This is a genomic window from Endozoicomonas sp. Z74, assembly GCF_057680865.1.
Genome location: NZ_JBLYZI010000199.1, coordinates 1 through 3,084, shown reverse-complemented (window position 1 = coordinate 3,084; position 3,084 = coordinate 1). Strand labels below are relative to the sequence as shown.

Genomic DNA, 3,084 nt, shown 5'->3' with positions numbered 1-3,084 from the left:
TAGCAACTCGTTACGAGCGGCTTCTGCGTAACTATACGGGAATGCTTCAAATAGCAGCCATCATGGTCTGGTTGGCATGAGTTTGAGTTAAAATCTGGCAGATCGGTTAGATGAGAACGCCGCCTAGAGGTAAATGCTCCAGAAAAATCCCGAAAATCGGAGCTAGGGTCTATTTCAGGGAAATTTCGTGACTTGAATTTCTCCTTCTGCTGATCCAGAGCAGCCTGTAAATTTTGCTGAAGGCATTCAGTAATGCAGGCCTCAATCTCAGCAGCTGACTTTTGATCAAACTGAAAGTGAAAAAGCTCCCTTCTCATTTCTTCCAGTTGTTCAGGCTGAATATCAGCCAGAGCCTCTGTCACATTGCGATCAACCAATAGGCCTGGTGAGTGATCTATTGCTTCATCTGTTTGGACGGAAGGCACAGGAACCCGCTCCCCTTCAGCAACACCAACCCCCATACCAAAAGCAGAGCCCTTCTGCTCTGAATCTGACTTGACCGGGGGAGCACCCTCACCAACCACCCTCACAGAGGCTCCCGGGCTATCGGGCCTTGTTGATGGGTTAAACATAATCAATACCCGTGTTTATTATTCAATAAGGTTACTGGTTGACACGAAAACAGCGAGGAAAGTTCAAACCGTCCGGGCCTATTTTTCTGTGGGCAATCCCCCTCTGTGCTAAAAATGTATATTTCCTCTCAAAAAAAGCGTTTTCTGCCATGAATGACTTGGAACAAATCGAAGCCACCCAGGCTTATGTGGCCCTTTCCAATGCCCACCGTCTGGACTGGGTGTTTCCCATGCTGTCTGAAGACGTTACCTATCACTCAGCCATGATGGGGGATCATCAGGGCAAAGCTGCCGTTGAGCAGTTGATGTCATCCTTTTTTTCGGAGATCCCCGATATCTTCTGGCAGAGCTCTAATTACCGCCCCCTTGGAGATCGAACCATTGAATTTGATTTCATTCGAACCGGTACCAACCCCAACACCGGGCAGCCTTTCAAAATACCGGGAACAGAACGAGTGGTGTACTCCCGAGACGGCCTGATCTGCAGAATAGAAGTGGATAAAAAAGAGGAAGAATGAAGGAACTCTTTCTGAACTTCAGGGTCAGAGGCTCCCATAAGCTCCACCTCTATCGTCAGTGGAATGCCCATGCCGAAAAAAAAATCACTGCTGAAAAAGCTTCTGTTCCTGGCACTGGTGCCAATCATACTGATAGCCGCAGCCTATCTCTGGGTGGCCAGTCAATTTGAGGTATACCGGATCCCCAACACCGCAGGTATGCTACCGACCCTGGATGAGGGAGATCTGGTTATTGTCAAAAAATCCGGCGCCCGCATCGCCCACTACGGCCAGCTGGTCGCTTTTGCCTCACCAGAAGACCACAGCCAGACTCTGATTATGCGCCTGATGGCCAAACCCGGTGATTCTCTGGAATACCGGCAACAATCCATCTGGCTGAACAACCAGCTTATTTCCCTGAAAGAACTCTCCAGAGACAATGACACAATAACACTGGAAGAAACCATCGGAACCAAGGGCTATCAAGTGCAACTGCAGGAGCGTTTCTCCCCTGCTTCCCCAGATAACCAGCTGGAGCTGCCTGACCGACAGTATTTCCTGATGGGTGATAACCGGTACAGGGCCAATGACAGCAGACGGTTCGGCCCTGTTCCCGAGAACCTTATTTCCGGTGTGGTCTATGGTGTTCTGAAAAAAGATGGGCGCTGGCTGGATGGCAACGGGATTTAACTGGCTACTGTATCTTCGGGGTAAACGCCCTGGGAGCCTGGGAATCAGTCAGCCTTTTTAAAATAAACATCAAGAGATTGGATAAAAAAACAAATTTGACCATCAAAAATTGAATAAACATAAAGAAGGGAGTGTTCCGGGTGTTTTATTTAAGAGAAGCCTTCTCAGCCATTACGCTATTTTCTACTACTTTACAAAAGCCAGATGAGGAAATACCAGAAAGTCCAGTACACCGTCTGCCATGCGGCCATTTACAGACTGATAAAAGCTTATGGCATCGAAAAATATGCAAATATTTAGGAACAACGCCGGAATTATCTTTACGTTGTCCCATGGTAGTGTTTAGAGCCCTTCAAAGGGAAATGATCGACCCCAACGATCTTGACAAATTAGATAGAAAAGGCAATAGCCGTTTACACACTGCCGTCAAGGGGCGGAATATAAGAGCTGTGAATCTGCTTGTTTTTCATGGTGCATCTCCAAACTGCAGGGACAAGCATGGCAAAACCTCATTACACCTTGCTATTCAATCTGGCTCAGAAGAAATAGCCTGCCTTTTGATTAAAGCGGGTGCTGATTTAAACTGCAAAGATGATGAAGGAAAAACTCCTCTGCACTATGCGGTATCCAGAAATACAGTTTGGAGGGGGAAGACAAAAGAAATGACCCACCTGTTACTCGAAGCAGGTGCTGATCCGGAGTGTAGAGATAATAAAAGCAAACTACCGACAGCTTATGCTGAAAAAAGCGATAAGTCTGACGAGACTATTCTTCTGGTTAAAAAATCAATTAGTGAGAGAAAACCCACTAAAAAAGAAGACCAGTCAGTTTGTACACAATCTCATTTTCCAAAAAAACATGAAGATACAGCTAGCAACAATACTGAAGAAGCTGTAGCTGTTTCCAGCAGTATTGGAAACACGCAGACTGATAAACAAAAACCAGTATCAGACCATTCCAGCCCAGAGTTACCAGCACTTGAAGCAGAAAAATACGCACCTTCCACCATTAGCGAGAGTGACTCTGAAGAAGTTGAAGGTACCTATCCAGAGGAATTCCAGCCAATTGGAGACAACAAGTTATCAGAAACTCCCTTGGGAAAAGATAACAGTGATACAGGGCGCTGTTCAAATTAAATGTTGCTAACATGGTCTATACTCCCTGAGCATGAGAATTGTCGTGTAAAGTGGAGTTCCAGCCATGAAACCTCAGCAATTCCAAGACATCCTGAAGTCCATACCCATGATGTCCCCAGAGCAGATCGGTGTCCTCCATAAAACTCTGCCGCCCTCACCCATTGCCGGTGATGCACAAGGTATTTCCGG

4 protein-coding genes are annotated in these 3,084 nt (G+C 46.5%); 3 read left to right on the top strand and 1 reads right to left on the bottom strand.

From position 1 onward, the window contains the following. Positions 1-572 (bottom strand): hypothetical protein (locus ACNRUY_RS26075; RefSeq protein ID WP_488114589.1); only part of this gene is annotated, 572 nt, incomplete at its 3' end. Positions 573-721: 149 nt separating this feature from the next. Between ACNRUY_RS26075 and ACNRUY_RS26070 the strand changes: the two genes are divergently transcribed. From ACNRUY_RS26070 to ACNRUY_RS26060, 3 genes are all read left to right on the top strand, one after another. Further along, positions 722-1,090 carry a nuclear transport factor 2 family protein gene (locus ACNRUY_RS26070; protein ID WP_488114588.1) on the top strand — a complete coding sequence of 123 codons (369 nt, stop codon included), beginning with the start codon at positions 722-724 and terminating at the stop codon, positions 1,088-1,090. 69 nt (positions 1,091-1,159) lie between these two features. Beyond that, positions 1,160-1,759: a signal peptidase I gene (lepB, locus tag ACNRUY_RS26065; RefSeq protein WP_488114587.1), complete on the top strand. Its 600-nt coding sequence runs from the start codon at positions 1,160-1,162 to the stop codon at positions 1,757-1,759. Positions 1,760-1,899: 140 nt separating this feature from the next. Further along, positions 1,900-2,895: an ankyrin repeat domain-containing protein gene (locus ACNRUY_RS26060; protein WP_488114586.1), complete on the top strand. Its 996-nt coding sequence runs from the start codon at positions 1,900-1,902 to the stop codon at positions 2,893-2,895. Positions 2,896-3,084 lie beyond the last annotated feature (189 nt).

Excerpts from the sequence above, each read along its gene's own strand:
- ACNRUY_RS26070 (WP_488114588.1), top strand. The coding sequence starts at position 722 with ATGAATGACTTGGAACAAATCGAAGCCACCCAGGCTTATGTGGCCCTT.
- lepB (WP_488114587.1), top strand. The coding sequence starts at position 1,160 with ATGCCGAAAAAAAAATCACTGCTGAAAAAGCTTCTGTTCCTGGCACTG.